Raw genomic sequence first — 20020 nt, 5'->3', positions numbered from 1 at the left:
AGAGATGGAAGGTCAACGACTGGGAGGACGGTACCAATTGGAATCCCGCGTCGGCGGAGGCGGTATGGCGATCGTATACAAAGCGAGAGATCTGATACTGAATCGTCCAGTGGCCGTCAAGGTGCTGCGTTCGCAGTTTGGTACAGATGAAGACTTTGTGAACCGGTTCCGGCGTGAAGCTCAGGCAGTAGCAAGCTTGTCTCACCCCAATGTGGTCGGGGTTTACGACGTAGGCCAGGAAGGCGACACGCATTACATGGTGATGGAGTACATAGAAGGCTACACGCTGAAAGAAGTGATTATCCAGCGTGGGGCATTGCCGGTGGAAGAGGCTGTGCGCATCGCCGAACAAATTTGCGATGCACTCGATCATGCGCACCAGAACCAGATTATTCATAGAGACATCAAGCCGCACAATATCATGATCGGCAAAAACGGTCGGGTGAAGGTAACGGACTTCGGAATTGCGCGAGCAGTTACTTCTGCTACCATAACCCACACCAACGCCATGCTTGGCTCTGTCCATTATTTTTCGCCAGAGCAGGCGCGTGGCGGGATTACAGGGGAAAAGTCGGATATTTACTCGTTGGGGATTGTCTTGTACGAAATGGTGACGGGAGAGCTGCCGTTTTCCGGGGATTCCCCGATTTCCGTGGCGCTCAAGCATTTGCAGGAACCGCTGCCTGAACCGCGCCAGGTGAATCCGAACATCCCGCAGAGCGTGGAAAACGTGATTTTGAAAGCATTGGTCAAGGACCCGTTTTTGCGGTACGCCTCGGCCCGCGAAATGCTTGAAGATTTGGAGACGTGCCTGTTTCCGGAACGGTTGAACGAAGAAAAGCTGACGTTTCCGATTGATGAAGAGATGACGCGTGTCGTCCCGATTATTACGCCGGAAATGATGGAAGGGCACACGCACGGACGGACCGGAGGCGGACAGCGCAGCCGCCAGGAGCCGAACGGAGACGACGAGGAGCAAAGACCCCAGAAAAAATGGTGGGTGAAGGCGCTGCTCTGGGTCGGCGGAATCGGACTGTTTTTCGTGCTGGCGTTCTTCGGATTCAACTTCCTGTTGAACGTCGTGCCATCTGTCCCGGAGGTGCCCGTCCCTTATGTGGAAGGAACCGAAGTGTCCTTGGCTGAGAAAAAGATTCAGGAAGCGAATCTCGTTCCGCAAATCGTCGAGGAAGCGAACGATACGATGGAAAAAGGAATGGTCATCAGGCAAGACCCGGCTCCGCCGATGAGGTTGAAGGAAAAGGCCGTCGTCACCTTGTACGTCAGCAAAGGCCAAGAGCTGATCGACATGCCGAACCTGATCACCTTGCCGCGGGCAACGGCGGAAGAGACGTTGAAAAAGAATGGCTTCAAGCTGGAATCGGTCAAGTTCGTCGAAGAAGAGGACGACAAGGCCGAGGTGGGAACCGTCATCAAGCAGTCGCCGGAAGCAAATGAGAAGGTGTATGCAGGAAAAACAAGCGTGACGGTGACGATCAGCAAAGGAAAAGCGTTCGTGACCATGCCGGATGTACGCGGCAAATCGGTCGAAGCGGCGCAAGTGGAGCTGTTCAAAAAAGAGCTCAACGTCGGGGAAATCAAGAAAGTGCCTACGTACTCGACCGACAAAGAGGGGGAAGTGCTGAGCACCCATCCTTATGACCCGGGCATGCAAGTGCAAAAAGGGGTGGCTGTCCCGCTGACCGTCAGCAACGGACAGTATCCGCAGGACGCCAAGTCCGCCGTCGCGCCTGTGTACGTCGAAGTCGTGCCTGGCGAGACGCTGGAAGTGAAGATTGAAGTGACAGACGCGCGCGGCGATGCAAAAGTGCTCTACCAGGAGGCGATTGCCGAGAACAAGGAATACGACGTTCCGGTAGTCGTATCGCCACAAAAAGACGCGCTGGTCAAAGCAACGGTCAAAAGGCAGAACGAAACCGAATTTAAGGAATACCAAACGATTCCGATCTCGTACAACAGCCTGCCGTAAAACAAGTGGAGGGACATGAATGCCAGAGGGACGGATTGTGAAAGCGCTGAGCGGCTTTTACTATGTAGCCGATGAAGGGCGCATCTACAGTTGCCGTGCAAGAGGGCTGTTCAAGAAAAAAGATGCCAAGGTCAACCCGCTTGTAGGCGACTGGGTCGTCTACGATGCGATCAACGAAGAAGAAGGCTATGTGATGGAGGTGGGCGAAAGGACCAATGAACTGGTCCGCCCGCCCATTTCCAATGTAGATCAGGCCGTCCTCGTCTTTTCCATGTACAAGCCGATGTTCAGTCCGCTTCTTTTGGACAAGTTTTTGGCTCATACGGAGCATGTCGGGATTGAGTCCGTCATCGTGCTGTCCAAGGCTGATCAGGTGCCGCAGGAAGAAGTGGACGCGATTGTGCAAAAATACGAGAAGATCGGCTATCGCGTGATCCCGACCTCGACCGTGGACGAACGCGGGCTGCACGAGGTTCGCGAGATTTTGCACGACCGGATTACCGTTTTCGCCGGGCAGTCAGGGGTAGGCAAATCATCGCTGATCAATACGCTGTTTCCCGGTGTCAGTCTCCAGACTGGAGACGTCAGCGAAAAGCTGGGCCGAGGAAAGCATACGACCCGCCACGTAGAGCTGATTCCGCTGGACGGGGGCGGATATGTAGCCGATACGCCAGGCTTCAGCTCGCTCGAGTTCATCGATTTTACCGAGCTGGATCTGGCAGAGTCGTTCCGCGATTTCGCCGAGCTTAGTGCGGATTGCAAGTTCCGCGGCTGTCTCCACGTGAGCGAGCCGTCTTGCGCCGTACAGGAGGCGCTGGCTGCGGGCGAGCTGTGCGAAGAGCGCTATGCCCACTACAAACAGTTCCGTGAAGAGCTGAAAGAATATCAACGGAGGAACAAACCATGGTAAAAATCGCACCTTCTATCCTGTCAGCGGATTTTGCCCGTCTGGGCGAGGAGATTCTCGATGTCGAGCGCGGGGGAGCAGACTGGATTCACGTCGATGTCATGGACGGACATTTTGTGCCAAACATTACGATCGGGCCATTGATCGTCGAGGCGATTCGCCCTGTGACCAAGCTGCCGCTGGATGTTCATTTGATGATTGAAGAACCGGACCGCTACATCCCGCAGTTTGCCAAAAGCGGTGCAGACTGGATCACGGTTCATCAGGAAGCGTGCCGCCACCTGCACAGATCGCTCTACCTGATCAAAGAGCAGGGCGTAAAAGCGGGTGTAGTCCTGAATCCGGCCACTCCGGTTTCGACGATCGAGCCTGTGCTTGCTGACTTGGACATGGTCTTGCTGATGACAGTCAATCCGGGTTTTGGCGGCCAGAAATTCATTCACAGCGTCGTTCCGAAAATCAAGGAGCTGCGCCAGTTGCTGAATGAACGCGGACTGGGCCATGTCGAGATCGAAATCGACGGCGGGGTCAACGTGGAAACGGCTCGCCTGTGCGAAGAAGCGGGGGCAACTGTGCTCGTCGCCGGAAGTGCCGTATTCAACCAGCAAGACCGGGCGAAAGCGATCTCTGCCATCCGCGGATAAAAAGCATAGCAAAAAGCCGACTGCCATTTTTCGAGCAGTCGGCTTTTTTCGTGGGAAGCGAGCGTCAGGGCTGATCAGAGGTTACGTACGTGCCAGCAACCAAGTCGTGAATGGCTCGCTTGTCTTTTCGCACACAGACCATGACCAGACTGACAAGCGCAGCGATGCCAAATGTGATGCCGTAAATGAGCATCATGCCGACCAGCACGCGCAAAAGCATCGTGCCGATTCCGACGCGTTCCCCGTCTACGCGGGCGATGCGCACGCCGACAATTCTTTTGCCGACCGTGTAGCCGTACCAGAACACCGGAACGAGCAGGCTGTATAAAGTCGAGATCAGATTGGTCACGATGTTGCCTTCTGTATCCCCAGTAATGAGGTAGCTGATGAGAGCAAGAGGCACGCCAATAATCAGGCCGTCCAGCAAGGATGCTCCGAGACGCCGCCAAAAACCGACGGGATTGCTTGGCACTGGTGCAACGTTTTCCATATGTACCCTTCCTTTCATTGTAGGCTAGGGAATATATATGTCTGATCTCTTGAAAGTATTTCACGAAACAAGCCTGCCGATTCTCCGGTGCCTGAGCAGGCAGGGGAGCGGCTTTACAGGGCCGTAAGCAGGCGAAGCAAGACCGCAACCCGTCCCGGAATCGCATCGAGGACGATGTGCTCGTGCGAAGCGTGTGCGCCATCCCCGACAGGACCAAGCCCATCGAGTGTCGGGCATCCGGCGTCTGCGGCAAAATTGCCGTCGCTGGTTCCGCCTACGCCCTGTTCTGTCAGCTCGAAGCCTTCCAGACGCGCTTGCTCCTGAGCCAGTAAAAACAGTTTCTCGGTGCCAGCGTTTCGCTCCATCGGAGGCTTGGCAATCCCGCCTTCGAGTTTCAGCCCCGCGCCGGGCAGAACAGGTGCAAGCTGATTCATCAATCGGGTAATTCGCTCTGCTTCCGCACGGCTCTCGATGCGAACATCGATTTCTGCCATCGCCCAGTCAGGTACGACGTTGGAGACGCTGCCTCCTTTGATCGTGCCGACAGACAACGTAGTGCCAGCCGCATAATCGGTAAACGACTGAATCGCCAGGACGTGATGCGCCAGTTCTTCGATAGCATTTACCCCGATAGCGTGGTCGTTGCCCGAATGAGCGGCTCGTCCTGTTGCCGTCAGGAAAAATTCCCCGCCGCCTTTGCGGCTTGTCTTCAAGGAACCGTCTCCTGCCGCTGGCTCCAGAACCAGCGTGTATTTGCTTCGCTTGGCTTCCGCTCTGATCAACTGTTCGGAGGAGACGCTGCCGATCTCTTCGTCCGTGTTCCAGAAAAAGACGAGCTTTTTGGACAGCGGCAGCCCATGCGAGATAATCGCGCGCAGAGCGAAGTAGGCGAAGACGATCCCCGACTTCATATCGTACGTGCCAGGCCCGTACAGACGCCCGTTTTCCTCGCGCAAAGGCTCTTTTTGCAACGTGCCGATCTCTTTCACAGTATCGAAATGACCGAGTATGAGCACTTGCTCCTCGCCTTCGCCGTATTCGATGCGGAGCTGATCGCCGTACGTTTGTTGCGGCAGGCGCTCGACGCGGCAGCCAAGCTCGCGGAAACGCTCTGCGATATACAGGCCCAGTCGATCAACAGCTTCCTTGTTGTGAGTCGGTGTCTCCATTTCCACGTAGGTGCGCAGCTCGTCGACCATGTCCGGGAGCTGCTCGCGAAAGTAGGACGTCCAATTCGTACTCATCTTATTTCCTCCTTTATGTACGAGCTTTTCATACTGCACTATAAATCTTCTCTCCTGTTTTCGCCAGAGAAAAATCCGCGAAGCCGTCACGATATTTGCCGAGGTTGGGCATACTAGGCGAAGCAGCAAGCACCGTGAGAAAAAGGGGGAGAGTGATTTGTGTGTAAAATTCTGTATTTTGCATAATTAGCAGATGGTGAAAAAATGATTGAAATTGTTTAGTAAATGATTAAAATAGTCATTATCCTGCATAAATATAAGTTGTTGTGCAAAATATTTAAGTCAAGCATGGCTGCTTTTGCAGTAAATCATTTTACCGGGGGTACACAATGAAAAAACGGACTTCAATTCTTTCTCTTGCAGTAACTTCTCTTTTGGCAGCGGCTATGATCGCAGGATGCGGTACGGGAAATCAGCCTCAGACGGGCGCAGGACAGGGGCAACCGGCTGGCCAAGGACAAGCAGGAGAGAAAAAGACGCTGATCATGGCGACGTCTGCTGACTACAAACCGTATGAATACCACGACCTGACAAGCGGAAAAGACGAAATTGTCGGCTTCGACATTGACATTGCCAAATACATCGCAAATGAGCTTGGCTACGAAGTGCAAGTGACAGACATGAACTTCGACGGACTGGTTCCGGCGCTGCAAACCAATCGCGCAGACTTCGTTATGGCAGGCATGACGCCGACACCGGAGCGCCAGAAAAACGCGGAGTTCTCCGATATTTACTACGATGCGAAAAACACGCTTGTCTCCAAAAAAGAAAGCAACATTACAAAGCCGGAGCAATTGGCTGGCAAAAAAATCGCGGTTCAGCTCGGTTCCATCCAGGAAGAAGCAGCCAAAGAGATGAGCAAAACGGTACAAGGCTTGCAAGTCACTTCCCTCAACAAGCTGGGTGAGATCGTGGAAGAAGTGAAAACAGGTCGTGTCGATGCGGCAATCATCGAGGACCATGTGGCAAAAAGCTTCGTCGAGAGCAATCCTGGCCTGCAATTCACGACGCTCGAAACAGACGAAACAAACGGCTCCGCCATCGCTTTTCCAAAAGGCTCTCCGCACGTAGCGAAGTTTAACGAAGTCATCAAGAAAATGAAGGAAAACGGAGAAATGGACAAGCTGATCCAAAAATGGTTCGCTCAATAATCTCTGGTCATAACGAAGTAACTACTACGCAACGTAGCAAGAGGTGAGAACGGGCATGAATTTGGATTTTGCGCAAATCGTGCCCTATATCCCTTTCATTTTGCAGGGGATAAAGGGCACGCTGCTTGTTACATTGATTTCCGTCGTACTGGGTTTCGTCTGGGGTTCGATCCTCGCACTCATCAAAATTTCTAAATTCGGACCGCTGAACTGGCTCGCTATCGCGTATACGTCCGTTTTTCGCGGCACGCCGCTGATTTTGCAGCTGACCTTTGTTTACTTTGCGACCCCGCAGCTTACCGGCTACAATATTTCGCAGCTGGAAGCGGCTGTCCTGACGTTTACGCTGAACTCGGGCGCGTACATATCAGAGACGATTCGCGGCGGAATCATGGCGGTCGACAAAGGCCAGTGGGAAGCGGCCAAAGCGCTCGGCATTCCGTACCGCCGGATGATGCTCGACATCATTTTGCCACAGGGCATCAAGAACATCCTGCCTGCGCTGGTGAATGAGACGATTGCGCTGCTGAAGGAATCGGCGCTGGTCTCCACGATTGGCTTGTCCGACATCATGCAAAATGCAAACGTGGTAAAAGGGGCCATCTTCCGCTACTTTGAGCCATACATTATCGCCGGCACCTTGTACTATGTCATGGTCATGATGTTGACATGGGTGGCGCGCGTTGTGGAACGGAGGATGAGACGCAGTGATTAAGATCGAGAACATTACCAAGTCTTTCGGGCAACTAAACGTACTCAAGGGCATCTCCACCGAGATCGGCAAAGGGGAAGTCGTGGCGATCATCGGGCCGTCCGGCTCGGGAAAATCCACGCTTTTGCGCTGCATGAATTTGCTGGAGGTGCCAACCAGCGGCAAAATCGCGATCAACGGTCAAGACATTACCGATCCAAACGCGAATGTGATGGCGATTCGCCAGCAGATCGGGATGGTGTTCCAGCATTTTCACCTGTTCCCGCACATGACGGTGCTCAGCAACCTGACGTATGCGCCGATGAAGGTGAAGGGCATGGCAAAAAGCGAAGCAGAGAAGAAGGCAAGAGAGCTTTTGGCGCGTGTCGGTCTGGCTGACAAAGCCGACGTGTTCCCGTCCCGCTTGTCCGGTGGACAAAAGCAGCGGGTGGCGATTGCCCGCTCGCTCGTTATGGAGCCGCAAATCATGCTGTTTGACGAGCCGACTTCCGCGCTCGACCCGGAAATGGTCAAAGAGGTGCTGGAAGTCATGAAAGGGCTGGCTCATACCGGGATGACGATGGCGATTGTGACGCACGAGATGCGTTTTGCCGAAGAAGTTTCTGATCGCATTCTGTTCATCGATGATGGCCGACTCTTGGAAGAGACGCCTCCGAAAGAGTTTTTTCAAAATCCGAAAAGCGAACGGGCCAAGCAGTTTCTGGAGAAAGTTCGCTAGTGGAAAAAAGTCGCGGTGCCGCTTTGGGGCTGCGGCTTTTCTCTTTGACAGGGGCATGCACTTGGGCTAGAATCAGGTTGATTTGGAATGTTCATTAGGTTATAAGGAGTGAAGATAGTTGGATCGACAACGCTTGATCATCTTGCTGGAAATGGCGATGATGGCTGCGCTCGCTTTCGTGTTTAGCCAGATTAAAGTTTTTGAAATGCCACAGGGCGGTTCTGTCTCGCTGGTCATGGTGCCGATTGCGCTGATCGCTGTCCGCCGCGGTTTGACCGCAGGCGTCGTGACGGGCACGCTCGTCGGGTTGCTGCAGCTCATGCTGGGAAGCACGCTGGTAAACCCTGTGCAGGTGCTGCTGGATTATCCGCTGGCATTCGCCTTCCTGGGGTTGACGGGACTGGTTCGCTTGTCCCGCTATGAAAAGAAACAGCAACGGGTTGCCGTGCTCTGGGGCGGCTTGCTCATCGGCGTGCTCGGCCGTCTGGCTTGCCATTTTACTTCCGGCGTCATCTGGTTTGGGCAGTATGCGCCTGAAGGCATGAATGTGGCGCTGTACTCGTTTGTTTACAACATCACTTACCTCATTCCCGAAATGATCATCGCGGGAGTGGTCTTGTCAGTCGTGCTGGGCAGCGCTTCCCAACTGTTGTTCCCTGCGCGAGACAGAGTAGCTTAGTTGGACCTGCATAAATGGCACAGCGGATTCATAATGTAATCAGGCAGCAATCATGTTGCCTGATTTTTTGTTTTGTCGTGGCGCGATTCCACGGGAGTTTTTGGTGGACATCGACATTTTCGCGTGGCAGGATACATGTTTATCCGACAGCAGAATATGATGTAATATGCACGTTTGGGAGAACACCTAAAGGAGGTGCACAATGAAATGGGATTGCGCTCCTATCGCCTGCGACAGGGGGGCGCCTTGCGACGTGTTCTCGGGGTTGCGTTGGCTGTCGGGGGAATCACCATTTTCCTGTACATGGCACCTCCGTGGGTTTGGTATAGCCTGTTGGCGGCGGCACTCATGGGGGCAGGCTGGTTTTTGTATCGTGGGAAGTAATTTCGGTGAGGAGGGGTAGCATGCGGTTTTACACCATCAAGTTGCCGAAGTTCCTGGGTGGCATGATTCGCGGCATCATCGAGGCATTCAACAAGAAAAAATGAAGACGCGGCCTCCTTCATGAAAAGATGGAAAAGGAACGTCGGAGAAATGCAAAAAAGCACCTCGAGGGTGCTTTTTTTCGCGTCGTTTAGAAAAACTATACGCGAGTTACGAGACCGGATTTCAGTGCTCGAGTGCTTACATAAACGCGCTTCGGTTTACCGTTAACGAGAATGCGCACTTTTTGTACGTTGACACCCCAAGTGCGGCGAGTTGCGCGCATGGAGTGGGAGCGAGCGTTTCCAGCTTTTGCAGATTTACCTGTTACAAAACAACGACGTGCCATTACAATCCACCTCCCTTGTTGCATCTAAACGGGATTTCCTTGATGGGAAATACAAATACTCGATTATATTAGCACATGATTGCTGTCAATTGCAATACTTGACAAGATGATTTGCCAGCTCTTTCTCATAGGGTTGGTAGGATCGACAAAACGCTTCATTTCTCACATCCGTTAGTGTAGAATTGAGGGAAGCATGGGTACGCTTACCTATGAGGCAAGCTGTTTAACAGAGGAGGAGTCCTTCAATGACAGTGGAAATGAGCACATCATTAGGAAAAATTGATGTTACAGAGGACGTAATTGCACGAATTGCCGGAGGCGCAGCCATGGAAGTTTTCGGGCTGGTGGGCATGGCTTCCCGCAAGGCGTTGAAAGATGGAATTGCCGAGCTTCTTGGCCGCGACAACCTGAGCAAAGGTGTCGTCGTGCACAATACGAACGGCGAAGTGGTTTTGGACATGCATATTATCGTCAGCTATGGCGTGAAAATTTCCGAGGTGGCAGGCAACGTGCAACGCCGCGTGAGATATACCTTGGAGCAAACGGTAGGCATCGACGTCACTGCCGTAAACATCTTCGTGCAGGGAGTTCGTACAGACAGAGATTCGTAAGGAGGAACATCAGTTGGTACATACGCATCTAGATGGCGTGCTGTTTAGCCGGATGGTTTACCTGGGGGCGAACCTATTATCCGACAACGTCAGAGTAGTAGATGGCTTGAACGTTTTTCCGGTGCCGGATGGCGATACGGGGACAAACATGAATTTGACTTTCACATCCGGTGTGGATGAGCTGAGACGCAAGGAATCTCCCCGCATCTCGGACAGTGCTGCTGCTCTGGCAAAAGGTCTTTTGATGGGAGCGCGGGGGAACTCCGGTGTCATTTTATCGCAGCTTTTCCGTGGCCTGAGCAAATCAGTCAATGGAAAAGACGAGGTGAACGCCCGTCAATTTGCCGATGCCTTGAAAGCAGGTGTGGACGCTGCGTACCAAGCAGTGATGAAGCCTGTGGAAGGCACGATTTTGACTGTTGCCCGCGAAGCGGCGGAGATGGCTGTGCGTGCAGCGCGCACGTCAGATGATATTGTCTCTGTAATGGAAAAAACGTACGAGCAGGCGCAAGCTACGCTCTTGCGCACGCCAGAAATGCTGCCTGTACTCAAAGAAGTGGGCGTCGTCGATTCAGGCGGACAGGGCCTTCTGTTTATTTATGAAGGGTTCTTGCGCGCCCTGCGCGGCGAGGAATTTGCCGAGCGCGGAGAACAAGCCAAGCCGTCCGTGCGCCCGGAAGAGCTGGACAAGCTGATTTCCGAACAGCACAATGCACAAGTCCATCTGAAAACGGAGGACATCAAGCACGGCTACTGCACGGAATTTATGGTTCATGTCACACATAGCACAGAGCCGAACAAAAAGCCGTTTTCCGAGCTGTTGTTCCGCGGTCATCTGGATACGATGGGCGACTCGCTCCTGGTGGTTTCCGACGACGAAATCGTCAAAGTACATATTCATGCAGAGCATCCGGGCCAAGTGTTGCAATACGCGCAACAGTTCGGAAGCCTGCACCGGATCAAAATCGAAAACATGCGCGAGCAGCATGCGAACATACTCAAAGCGGAAGAGGGCAAAAGCGAGGCGAAGGCGGCAGAGCCAGCTGTCCAGCCTGCGAGTGAACAGCTCCCTTACGGATTGATTGCAGTCGCTGCGGGCGAAGGCATCGCCAAAATTTTGCGCAGCATGGGTGTGCATGTCGTGGTCGAGGGCGGCCAGACGATGAACCCGAGCACAGAAGATTTCATGAAAGCTGTCGCAGGACTGTCTGCCCAGCACATCATCATATTGCCAAACAACAGCAACATTATTATGGCGGCACAACAGGCTGCCGCACTCGCAGAGGTTCCGGTTACTGTCGTGCCGACGAAGAGCGTTCCGCAAGGTTTGGCGGCGGTGCTCGCTTTCCACGCAGACGCCGAGCCGTCTGTGAACGCATCCGCGATGGAAAAAGCCATCTCCCAGGTAAAGACGGGAATGGTGACACATGCGGTTCGCGATACGCAAATGGGTGAAGTCACGATCAAGGAAGGCGACTTCATCGGCTTGCAAGAAAAAGAAATCGTCACGGCTGGACCAGAGCTTTTGGAGTGCGCCAAGACGCTGCTTCTGGGGATGGTGGACGAAGAGACGGAAATCGTCACCGTGTTCCTGGGAGAAGGAGCGACAGAAGAGCATGCCGAAGCGTTGCAGGAAGCTGTGGCAGACGCATACCCGGATGCGGAAGTGGAGATTCAGCCTGGCGGACAGCCGCTGTATCCCTTCATTTTTTCCGTGGAGTAACGAGGAGAGGAGCACGCCAGAATGCCAGTTGTGATTCTTACTGACAGCGCGTCCGACATCGACGCGTCTGTAAGGCAGTCGCTCGGTATCGTGACCGTTCCGTTGAAGGTCATGTTTGGCTCGGAGACGTATTTGGACGGAGTGACGATCTCTTCATCCGAGTTTTTTGAAAAGCTGAAGCAGTCTCATGCTTTGCCGACTACTTCGCAGCCATCGCCGCTTGAGTTTGCCGAGGCGTACAAAGCCATCCGGGAAGAGTACGGAAGCGATGTACAAATCATTGCCATTCTTCTGTCCGGTTCCTTGTCCGGCACGTATCAGTCCGCGATGATCGCGAAGTCCATGCTCGACGAAAACATCGATATTACCGTAATCGATTCGCGCAAAGCGTCGTTCGTGCACGGAATGATTTGCGTGGAAGCGGCCAAGGATGCGAAAGCGGGAAAAGGCAAGGAACAAATCCTCGATGCGATCGACCGCTATCTCGATTCCGTGCAAGTGTACTTTATCGTAGATACGCTGGAGTTTTTGCAAAAAGGCGGCCGGATTGGCCGAGCTTCGGCTGTCATCGGTTCTTTGCTCAATATCAAACCGATTTTGACGCTCGACCCGGCAGGCTACGTGGCTGCTTTTGACAAAGTGCGAGGCACGAAAAAAGCGCTCAACCGCGTGCTGGAAGCCTTGCAAGAGTATGCGCAGGGTCAGCCTGTAAGAGTCGCGGTTCTCCACAGCAGTGCCCACGAGCAAGCAAGCGAGCTGTTGGAGCGGGTGAAAAACGAGTTCCAGGTAAGCGAGTCACATCTGGAGCAAATCGGTCCGGTAATCGGCACACATACAGGCCCAGGGCTTCTGGGCGTCGTGATGGTCAAGCAATAAAAAGTCAAAGTGAATCAGATGAGAGAAAGCCTCCCGGTGGATGGGAGGCTTTTTACGCGAGTGAAGCGGCGAGGGCGATGACAGCACACGCTACACTTTCCCATGTGGCGCTTTGACAGCCTGTAGGATACAATGAGAGTGAATCTTGTTGAACCCCTTGTCATTCAGGAGGAGAACCGGTTGAAGTATAAAAGCGTATTTGATATCATCGGCCCCATCATGGTTGGACCATCGAGTTCCCATACAGCTGGCGCGGCCCGGATTGGCCGGGTGGCTCGCAAGCTGTTCGGACGTCAGCCACAGCGGGCAGACATTACTTTTTACGGCTCATTCGCGAAAACCTATCAGGGACACGGCTCCGATGTGGCGACCGTTGCAGGGATTCTCGACTTCGATACATCCGATCTGCGCTTGAAAAATTCGCTCCTGCTTGCAGAAAAAGCCGGGATGGAAGTCGCGCTGACTACCTCCGACGTTTTGACGGAGCACCCGAACACGGCGCGGATCAAGCTGTCTGACGATCAGCACCAGGTTGAACTGGTAGGCGTATCGATTGGCGGCGGAAAAATCGAGGTGCTGGAACTGAACGGCTTTTCGTTTCAGCTCGGTTTCGACACGCCGACGTTGCTCGTTTTGCACGAAGACCGCTTCGGCATGATTGCCGCTGTAGCGAAAGTGCTCACGCAGCACCGGATCAATGTCGGATTCATGGAAGTGTCCCGACACGAACGCGGCTCCCGCGCCTTGATGGCGATTGAGACAGACTCGACAGTTTCCGCAGAAGTGCTGGAGGAAATTCGTCAGATTCCCCATATTTTTGATGTTTCCCTGCTCTCGCTCTAGCCAACATCCGAGCCAAAGCACGAATAGCAGGATCAGAGGAGTGAAATCAACCAGATGTTTCGTAATGTAGCTGAACTGGTAGAATTGGCCGAATCGCAAGGGAAACCGATCTCCCAGGTGATGATCGAAGCGGAAATGGAAGTTTCCCAGCGTACAAAAGAGGCCATCATGCAAGACATGTACGCCAATCTCGATGTGATGGAAAAAGCAGTGCGCCGCGGCCTTACGGAAGATATCCGCTCCCATAGCGGACTCACGGGCGGCGATGCGAAAAAACTGCAAGAATATATGAAGAACAAGCCTTTCTTGTCCGGCCCGACTCTGCTCAACGCCGTGTCGATGTCGGTAGCGGTCAACGAGGTGAACGCAGCGATGGGAACGATCGTAGCGACACCGACAGCGGGTGCCTGTGGGATTGTGCCGGGAACACTGTTTGCCGTCTCAGACAAGCTGCAACCAACCCGCGAGCAGATGGTCAACTACTTGTTCACGGCTGGAGCGATCGGCTATTGCATCGCCAACAATGCGTTTATTTCCGGTGCGGCTGGCGGCTGTCAGGCAGAAGTAGGCTCGGCGACCGCGATGGCAGCGGCTGCGATTGTGGAGATGGCAGGCGGCACCCCGGAAGAATCGGCGCAGGCAGTGGCGATTGCCTTGAAAAATATGCTCGGTCTGGTTTGTGACCCCGTAGCCGGACTGGTAGAAGTGCCGTGTGTCAAACGAAATGCGATGGGAGCGGCGATTGCGACAGTCGCAGCAGACATGGCGATGGCGGGAATCAAGAGCGTGATTCCGACAGATGAAGTCATTGATGCGATGTACCGGATCGGCTGCTCCATGCCGACTGCCTTGAAGGAAACCGCGCAGGGCGGATTGGCAGCAACCCAGACAGGCCGTATGATCGAAGCGAAAGTGTTCGGCGTACGGATGGAGAAGTAAAATGGCTGGGGCTTATCAGTCACCCGTCTCCCTTTTGCACGGGGTAGGGGAGGAACGGGCGAAGGCATTTGCGGGACTCGGGATTCACAGCATCGGCGATTTGCTGGAGTATTTCCCTTCCCGCTACGAAGATTACCGCGTGCGCGATTTGACAGAAGTAAAAGACGGAGAGAGGGTCACGCTGGCAGGTACGGTGTACGGCGAACCCTCTGTTCGTTTTTATGGAAAAAGAAAATCGCGCCTCTCTGTCAAGCTGGTGATGGATCGGGTGGTCGTGACGGCTGTCTGGTTCAACCAGACTTTTGTCAAAACGAGACTGTCGCCCGGGAAGGAAATTCTCGTGACGGGCAAATGGGACAAGCACAAGCTCCAGATTACGGTCAGCGAGATGACAGAGGTAGACTCGGAGCGAGCGGCGAAACGAGGCGAGCTGTCTCCGGTCTATCCGCTCGGCGGAGATATGACTACGACGCTACTGCGCAAATCGATCCAGCAGGCGCTGCGGCAATACGGCAAGGAAATCCCGGAAATTTTGCCGCCAGACATCGTGGAGCGCTATCGGCTGATGCCGCGCGTCGAAGCGTTTCACTCGATCCACTTTCCGGAAAATGCGGAAGTGGGACGTCAGGCGCGCCGCCGGATCATGTTTGAAGAGCTGTTTTTGTTCCAGTTGAAAATACAGACGCTTCGCCGCATCAATCGGCAGCAGTCGGAAGGTGTGGCTCTTTCCATTCCGATGGACGAAGTGCGGCAGTTTGTCAAAGGACTGCCTTTTCCGCTGACAGACGCGCAAAAGCGGGTTGTCAAAGAAATATTGGACGACATGCTTGCGCCTCACGCGATGAACCGGCTGTTGCAAGGTGACGTAGGCTCGGGGAAAACGGTAGTGGCGGCCATCGCGCTGTTCGCTGCCGTGAAAGCCGGCTATCAGGGCGCCTTGATGGTGCCGACCGAGATTCTTGCCGAGCAGCATGTGCAGTCGCTGACGAAGCTGTTGTCAGACTTCGGCATCGAGGTGGCACTGCTGTCGGGATCGTTGACAGCCAAGCGCAGACGCGAAGTCATCGGCTCGCTGCAAATGGGGCTGATCGATGTCGTCGTCGGGACGCATGCGCTCATCCAGGAGGACGTGTTTTTCTCGCGCCTCGGCCTGGTCATTACGGACGAGCAGCACCGCTTCGGCGTAGAGCAGCGGCGCATTTTGCGCAACAAAGGACTGACTCCCGACGTCTTGTTCATGACGGCTACGCCGATTCCCCGGACGTTGGCGATTACGGCGTTTGGCGATATGGACGTTTCGACGATCGACCAGATGCCGGCAGGCCGCAAGCCGATTGAGACAACGTGGAAAAAGCACGACCAGTTTCCGGCCGTCCTGGAGCAGATGCGCGATGAGTTGCGAAAAGGACGCCAGGCGTACGTCATTTGTCCGCTCATTGAAGAGTCGGAAAAGCTCGATGTGCAAAATGCAATCGACGTCCACGCCCAGCTCACTCATGTCTTCCCGGAATTTGGCGTCGGGCTGATGCACGGTCGCTTGCCTGCCAAGGAAAAGGATGCGGTGATGCAAGCTTTTCTCGCAGCGGAGCACGCCGTTCTCGTTTCGACTACGGTCGTCGAGGTCGGGGTCAACGTGCCGAATGCGACGTACATGGTCATTTACGATGCCGAGCGGTTCGGGCTTGCCCAGCTGCACCAGCTGCGCGGTCGGGTCGGTCGCGGTTCGGAGCAATCGTACTGCGTCTTGATCGCCGATCCGAAATCCGAGATCGGCAAAGAGCGGATGCGCGTCATGTGCGAGACGACGGACGGCTTTGAGCTGTCGCAGCGCGATTTGGAATTGCGCGGACCGGGTGACTTTTTCGGCACGAAGCAGAGCGGATTGCCGGAATTTAAGGTCGCGGATTTGCTTGCCGACTACAAAGCTTTGGAAGTCGCCAGACAGGAAACCGCGAGACTCGTGGCCGAGGACGCTTTTTGGCGGGAGCCAGCTCATCAGTGGCTGCGCGATTACTTGCAGCGTGAAGGCGTGCTGGATGGCATCGTCTTTGATTAAAAATGGAAAGCAAGAGTCTTCTTTTGCACGTTTGTGTGCGGGGGAGGCTCTTTTTTAGTGATAAAACGATTTTTTTCAGGAAAAAAATGTGACGAAATGGCAAGGATAAACGTCTTATCTTCACGGATAAAAATTTACTGGGGAGAGAGGCGAATTTTGTGTTTTTGCGAAATCTTCGGGGAATGAGCATCGCGTTGGGCTTCTCTTTGATCATCATGACGGGTTGCAGCATGGCCGCAGCCTCTTCGGCACAAAAACAAACGGGCACAAATCCAGCAACAGGCGCTTCGTCCGGCAAAGCCGCACCATCGGGCACGACACCGAAGGCAGCGGATGACTGGAAGCAAAAGGAGCGCCCTTACGATTATGCAAGCATGAAAGCAGATGTGGTTATTCAATTAGATGAGGACACGCGGTTGCAGTCGCCGCTGCGCACGGTAGTCGGACCGACTCCGCAGTCGTACACGCTCTTTTTCCGGGAGGAGATGGACCGGGGAAGCGTGGAGACGACGATTCGCAAGCACGCGAAAGAAGAGGCGGCGAGAGAAGGTTTGGGGTTCATTGAACCGACGTTTGCTTTTCAATGGTTGAACAACCGTCAGTTGCAAGTGCTGGTAACTCTTCCTGCTACCGCCGGAAAAGAGCGGGATTGGACGGAATACGTTCTGAGTGCCGGGGGAGCCAAATCGACAAAAGGCACGGTGATTGGTGCAGCGAATGCCTTTCACGCTGTTGTGCTTGCGCCTTCGCAAATTTGGCGAATCTCTGTCGATGGCAAAGTGCGCGAGAAGCTGACTGACTTTTCCGTCATGACCAATATGAAGTTTTTGGACCGCGAGCAACGGTACGTGCTGCAGAGCCGTTTCACGAAATATTGCGAGTGCGACGCCCGGTATCCGATGCTCTATTCGATTTACGATACAAAAACAAAGGAACGCACCCTTTACCCAGTGGAGCTTGCGGACAACTATCGTGGAGCAGGCGATTTCATCGCAGATCGCCGGGGCTTCTTCTATGCACAGCCGGATAAAGGAATCACTGTTCCGCCAAGCGACAGCGCCGTTCGCGTTCAAGTACAAGGGTATGTGCATGGTGCGAGCTTCAGCTACGATCAGAAACAGTTGCTGATGGCAGTGGGGAAAGCCGAGCAGAAAAAAGACCTCGATCTCGTTGTGTTTGATCTGGAAAAGGGAACGGAAAAGCGCATTCCTGGAGCGATCAAGGGATGGGTGCCTACGAGCGAGTCCAACGGGGAGATTTTGCCTGTCGCCTTCCAGGACGATGGCCGCTACGCCACGTTCGCGATGAGAAGCGAAGAATCAGGCTTTGAGGAAATACGTCTGCGCTATGAGTGGAAGAGCGGCAAGGTCATCGCATGGACACCGCCTGTTCCGGCCGATTCCTGGTCCGGGTATGTGCAGTCGACGGATGGCGCGTATCAAATGTACTGGAACGCAGGTCTGTTCAAAGGCAACGTGCCGCTGATGGACATGCGCGGCGATGGTCTCTGGCTGCCGGGCACGCACCGTTTTTTGTTTACGGAATGGGAAAAAGCCGCGCAGGAAACCGACTTGAAGCAATCGCTGTACTTGTTTGACGCCGATACAAAAGCACAGTCCGTGCTCGTGTCGGGCCTTCCTGCGGGTCTTTCCATCCTGGGAGCAAGCGCGGATGGCAAATGGTTGTACGTGATGACGGACCGAACGCTTGCTCCTTAAATCGCGATCATCACGATTCGTATTCGTCGGCAAGCATGGACAGGATAAGCAAAGATTCGTACGTATCTCCGGTCTTCAGGCAGTCGCGCAACGTTCCTTCCACGCGAAAGCCTTCGGAAAGGTAGAGCGTGCGGGCGACGTCGTTTGTTTCCTTGACGTCCAGCCAAAGGCGGTGGGCTTTTCGTTCCTGAAAAGCCCATTGCTTGATTTGGCGCAAGATGCTGCGGCCGTAGCCTTGACCTTTGACTGCGATCGTAATGCGTTTCAGCTCAATTGAATCATGCGGATTGGCCAGCCCGGCGATGATGACGTAGCCTACGGGGTGGCCTGTTTCTGCTTTTTCAGCGATCATGTGCAAAACATCGGGATCGTCAAGAGCTTCCCGATGCCGTTCTTCGCTCCAGACGACGAGAAAAGGGGCGTTTTCGGGTGCTTGCTCCACATCGCAAACGAACGGGAGGTCTGTTGGCACGGTAAGGCGCAGGCGGATCGTCACAGTCGGTTTCCCCTTTCTTTGTCAGCATTTGGCTGCCATCAGCAGATTGCCATCCGGGTCTTTGAACGTGAACCAGTGTCCGTGCTGGATCGGGCCGACCAGCTCCACCCCCAACTCTTCCAGGTAACGATAGGAGGCTTCGATGTCCGTCGTGTTGAAGTGAAAGAGCGGAGCATCATCAGGGGTGCGTTTGGGAAAAATTTTGCTGTCCAGCACCAGGTTGGAGCCGTTGTTCATCGGGATGCAATAGAGGTGTCCAAACGAAATCTCGCCGTCTTTCGGCAGTCCCAACAGCTGGCAGTACCAGTCGCGCGCACGCTCAATATCGCTGACGGCGATGAAAATGGCTCCGATCTCGGAGTGCAACGGAGAAGGAGAAGTGGTCATGGGCATGATTCGCTTCCTTTCGGTACGGTATGGGAATCGGGATGCTACATGTAGCGAAGCCACCCTGCATCATCGGGCACGAAATGTCGGATCGCTTCGCGGTATGTCTGTTACTCTTTGGTGGAGAGGGAGGTCATGTTGATGGATATGCTGCAAAAATGGAACGAAGCTCTGGACTACATCGAGGAAAATCTGGCTGGCGAGATTGATGTCAAGCAGGCCGCACGCGTGGCTTGCTGCTCGGAATACCACTTCAAAAGGATGTTCTCCTCTCTGGCTGGCATTCCGCTTTCCGAGTACATCCGGCGCAGGCGCATCACACTGGCTGCTTTCGAGCTGAAAGACGAGCGGGTGAGAGTCATTGATGTCGCCATCAAGTACGGGTACAGCTCGCCAGATTCGTTTGCCCGCGCCTTCGTGCACATGCACGGGGTAACGCCCACCGAAGCGAGAGCCAGCGGCCAGTCGCTGAAAGCTTATCCGCGCATGACCTTCCATCTGTCTATCAAAGGAGGCAGTGTCATGAACTATCGTATAGAAGAGAAAGCGGGATTTCGCATCGTTGGCTTGCAGAAACGGGTTCCGTTGATGTACAACGGGGTGAATCCCGAGATTGCTGCGATGTGGGCCTCGCTGGATGCTGAAAAAATCGAGCTGCTCAAATCTTTGTCCAATACCGAGCCTGTAGGATTGTTGAGCGCATCCACGAATTTTTCCGAAAAGCGGTTGAATCAGGGCGAGCACGGAGAGCTGGATCATTACATCGGCGTGGCCACGACAAAGGAATGTCCAGAGCACTTCGCGAAGCTCGAAGTGGCGGCCTCTACCTGGGCGGTATTTGAAGCCGTAGGACCTTTTCCCGATACGCTGCAAGACGTCTGGGGCCGCATTTATGCCGAGTGGTTTCTCTCTTCCGGCTACGAGCTGGCGGAAGGTCCCGAACTGCTGTGGAATGCCGACAAGGATACGACTTCGCCGACATTTCGCAGCGAGATTTGGATTCCTGTTGTCAAAAAATAACATCCTCGTATCAGATTCGCACACGCTTGCCGAAACACCTGCTGGCG

22 protein-coding genes are annotated in these 20020 nt (G+C 54.1%); 17 read left to right on the top strand and 5 right to left on the bottom strand.

Annotation, left to right across the window (positions count from 1 at the left end):
- The first annotated feature begins 4 nt into the window (after nt 1-4).
- Genes pknB through rpe form a run of 3 tightly spaced genes read left to right on the top strand, consistent with a single transcriptional unit; the run spans nt 5 to nt 3538 of the window.
- Complete coding sequence (gene pknB, locus HP435_RS17650; protein ID WP_122965082.1) at nt 5-1987, top strand: Stk1 family PASTA domain-containing Ser/Thr kinase; 1983 nt, start codon at nt 5-7, stop codon at nt 1985-1987.
- Nucleotides 1988-2006: 19 nt separating this feature from the next.
- On the top strand, nt 2007-2897 hold the full coding sequence (gene rsgA, locus HP435_RS17645) for a ribosome small subunit-dependent GTPase A (protein ID WP_122965083.1): 891 nt from the start codon (nt 2007-2009) through the stop codon (nt 2895-2897).
- Nucleotides 2891-3538, top strand: coding sequence for a ribulose-phosphate 3-epimerase (gene rpe / locus HP435_RS17640; protein ID WP_063229871.1), 648 nt, complete (start codon nt 2891-2893; stop codon nt 3536-3538). Before rsgA ends, rpe begins: the two co-directional genes overlap by 7 nt.
- Nucleotides 3539-3602: 64 nt before the next feature.
- On the opposite strand, the gene HP435_RS17635 is transcribed toward rpe, so the two are convergent.
- Nucleotides 3603-4028: an RDD family protein gene (locus HP435_RS17635; protein ID WP_122965084.1), complete on the bottom strand. Its 426-nt coding sequence runs from the start codon at nt 4026-4028 to the stop codon at nt 3603-3605.
- A 113-nt stretch (nt 4029-4141) separates the two neighbouring features.
- Nucleotides 4142-5272, bottom strand: coding sequence for a M20 family metallopeptidase (locus HP435_RS17630; RefSeq protein ID WP_173599657.1), 1131 nt, complete (start codon nt 5270-5272; stop codon nt 4142-4144).
- A gap of 329 nt (nt 5273-5601) precedes the next feature.
- Between HP435_RS17630 and HP435_RS17625 the strand changes: the two genes are divergently transcribed.
- The 6 genes from HP435_RS17625 (at nt 5602) to spoVM (ending at nt 9020) form a co-directional block, all read left to right on the top strand.
- Nucleotides 5602-6423, top strand: a complete 822-nt coding sequence (locus tag HP435_RS17625; protein ID WP_122965086.1) for a transporter substrate-binding domain-containing protein — start codon at nt 5602-5604, stop codon at nt 6421-6423.
- 55 nt (nt 6424-6478) lie between these two features.
- Nucleotides 6479-7138, top strand: coding sequence for an amino acid ABC transporter permease (locus HP435_RS17620; protein WP_122965087.1), 660 nt, complete (start codon nt 6479-6481; stop codon nt 7136-7138).
- Entirely contained in the window at nt 7131-7853 is a 723-nt protein-coding gene (locus tag HP435_RS17615; protein ID WP_122965088.1) for an amino acid ABC transporter ATP-binding protein, read from the top strand. The genes HP435_RS17620 and HP435_RS17615 overlap by 8 nt, the downstream gene beginning before the upstream one ends.
- 118 nt (nt 7854-7971) lie before the next feature.
- Nucleotides 7972-8532, top strand: coding sequence for an energy-coupled thiamine transporter ThiT (thiT, locus tag HP435_RS17610; RefSeq protein WP_122965089.1), 561 nt, complete (start codon nt 7972-7974; stop codon nt 8530-8532).
- Nucleotides 8533-8778: 246 nt separating this feature from the next.
- Nucleotides 8779-8916, top strand: a complete 138-nt coding sequence (locus HP435_RS17605; RefSeq protein ID WP_173598027.1) for a hypothetical protein — start codon at nt 8779-8781, stop codon at nt 8914-8916.
- 20 nt (nt 8917-8936) lie between these two features.
- The gene (gene spoVM / locus HP435_RS17600) at nt 8937-9020 is read left to right on the top strand and encodes a stage V sporulation protein SpoVM (RefSeq protein ID WP_005831022.1); all 84 of its coding nucleotides are present in this window, start codon (nt 8937-8939) and stop codon (nt 9018-9020) included.
- A 95-nt stretch (nt 9021-9115) separates the two neighbouring features.
- Here the strand turns inward: spoVM and rpmB are convergent, their stop codons facing one another.
- Complete coding sequence (gene rpmB / locus HP435_RS17595) at nt 9116-9304, bottom strand: 50S ribosomal protein L28 (RefSeq protein ID WP_005831020.1); 189 nt, start codon at nt 9302-9304, stop codon at nt 9116-9118.
- Between the two features lie 245 nt (nt 9305-9549).
- Here rpmB and HP435_RS17590 point away from each other — a divergent pair, with 245 nt between their 5' ends.
- The 7 genes from HP435_RS17590 (at nt 9550) to HP435_RS17560 (ending at nt 18070) form a co-directional block, all read left to right on the top strand.
- Complete coding sequence (locus tag HP435_RS17590; RefSeq protein WP_005831018.1) at nt 9550-9915, top strand: Asp23/Gls24 family envelope stress response protein; 366 nt, start codon at nt 9550-9552, stop codon at nt 9913-9915.
- 13 nt (nt 9916-9928) lie between these two features.
- Complete coding sequence (locus HP435_RS17585) at nt 9929-11638, top strand: DAK2 domain-containing protein (RefSeq protein ID WP_173599658.1); 1710 nt, start codon at nt 9929-9931, stop codon at nt 11636-11638.
- A gap of 21 nt (nt 11639-11659) precedes the next feature.
- Nucleotides 11660-12514, top strand: a complete 855-nt coding sequence (locus tag HP435_RS17580) for a DegV family protein (protein ID WP_173598042.1) — start codon at nt 11660-11662, stop codon at nt 12512-12514.
- Between the two features lie 180 nt (nt 12515-12694).
- On the top strand, nt 12695-13357 hold the full coding sequence (gene sdaAB / locus HP435_RS17575) for an L-serine ammonia-lyase, iron-sulfur-dependent subunit beta (protein WP_122965092.1): 663 nt from the start codon (nt 12695-12697) through the stop codon (nt 13355-13357).
- 54 nt (nt 13358-13411) lie between these two features.
- Nucleotides 13412-14296 (top strand): L-serine ammonia-lyase, iron-sulfur-dependent, subunit alpha, encoded by an 885-nt coding sequence (sdaAA, locus tag HP435_RS17570; protein WP_122965093.1) that lies wholly within the window; start codon nt 13412-13414, stop codon nt 14294-14296.
- Nucleotide 14297: 1 nt separating this feature from the next.
- On the top strand, nt 14298-16352 hold the full coding sequence (recG, locus tag HP435_RS17565; RefSeq protein WP_063229860.1) for an ATP-dependent DNA helicase RecG: 2055 nt from the start codon (nt 14298-14300) through the stop codon (nt 16350-16352).
- 158 nt (nt 16353-16510) lie between these two features.
- A complete protein-coding gene (locus tag HP435_RS17560; protein ID WP_229049702.1) occupies nt 16511-18070 on the top strand; it encodes a hypothetical protein in 1560 nt (519 codons plus the stop codon).
- A 10-nt stretch (nt 18071-18080) separates the two neighbouring features.
- Here HP435_RS17560 and HP435_RS17555 read toward each other — a convergent pair whose 3' ends face one another.
- Together HP435_RS17555 and HP435_RS17550 are read right to left on the bottom strand one after the other, a co-directional pair.
- Nucleotides 18081-18566, bottom strand: a complete 486-nt coding sequence (locus tag HP435_RS17555; protein ID WP_122965095.1) for a GNAT family N-acetyltransferase — start codon at nt 18564-18566, stop codon at nt 18081-18083.
- Between the two features lie 21 nt (nt 18567-18587).
- Nucleotides 18588-18959 (bottom strand): VOC family protein, encoded by a 372-nt coding sequence (locus HP435_RS17550; protein WP_370641080.1) that lies wholly within the window; start codon nt 18957-18959, stop codon nt 18588-18590.
- Between the two features lie 135 nt (nt 18960-19094).
- On the opposite strand from HP435_RS17550, the gene HP435_RS17545 reads away from it, so the two are divergent.
- Nucleotides 19095-19973, top strand: a complete 879-nt coding sequence (locus HP435_RS17545) for an AraC family transcriptional regulator (RefSeq protein WP_173599659.1) — start codon at nt 19095-19097, stop codon at nt 19971-19973.
- Nucleotides 19974-20020: the final 47 nt, after the last annotated feature.

It is taken from the genome of Brevibacillus sp. HD3.3A, assembly GCF_013284375.2.
GTDB classification, from domain to species: Bacteria; Bacillota; Bacilli; order Brevibacillales; family Brevibacillaceae; genus Brevibacillus; species Brevibacillus parabrevis.
The sequence above is the reverse complement of the archived record's forward strand: the minus strand, read 5'-3'. Positions and strand labels throughout refer to the sequence as shown.